The following is a 545-nucleotide window of genomic DNA, read 5'->3' as shown; positions in this document are numbered from 1 at the left end:
GGAGACGAAGACGATGTTCTCCTTGGCGAGGCCGAGTTCGGGCATGAAGCCCTGGACGGCGGCGAGCACGGCGTAGTCGCCGCAGCCCGGGCACCAGCGGACCTCCTGATCCGACTTGAAGTCCTTCGCCGACTGGACGGCTTCCGCCTTCGGGACGAGGGACAGGGCTTCACTGGGCACGACTTGCCTCCTGGACGGCCTCGGCCAACTGCGCGGCCTTGAAGGGCATCCCGTTGACCTGGGTGACGGAATGGATGTTCGTCAGGTACTTCGCCCGGATCAGGGTGGCGAGCTGGCCGAGGTTCATCTCCGGCAGCACCACCTTGTCGTAGCGCTCCAAGACCTCGTCCAGATTGCGGGGGAAGGGGTTCAGGTGGCGCAGGTGGGCCTGAGCGACGGGGAAGCCGTCCTTGCGCAGCCGGCGTACGGCCGCGGTGATGGGGCCGTAGGTGGAACCCCAGCCGAGGACGAGGGTGCGGGCCTCGTCGGGGTCGTCCACGTCCAGGTCGGGGACCCGGATGCCGTCGATCTTGGCCTGGCGGGTG

The 545-nt window shown here is 68.1% G+C and carries 2 pseudogenes; both read right to left on the bottom strand.

Features of this window, described 5'->3' with window-relative positions:
* Window positions 1-180 (bottom strand): annotated as a pseudogene (locus OTB19_RS43335) (2-oxoacid:ferredoxin oxidoreductase subunit beta); the annotation flags it as partial.
* Window positions 170-545, bottom strand: a pseudogene (locus OTB19_RS43330) (2-oxoglutarate ferredoxin oxidoreductase subunit alpha); the annotation flags it as partial. The pseudogenes OTB19_RS43330 and OTB19_RS43335, both read right to left, overlap by 11 nt.

The sequence above is a fragment of the Streptomyces sp. H27-H5 genome, from assembly GCF_026627505.1.
GTDB lineage: Bacteria > Actinomycetota > Actinomycetes > Streptomycetales > Streptomycetaceae > Streptomyces.
Note: the sequence above shows the minus strand (reverse complement) of the source record. Positions and strands in the feature narration are given on the sequence as shown.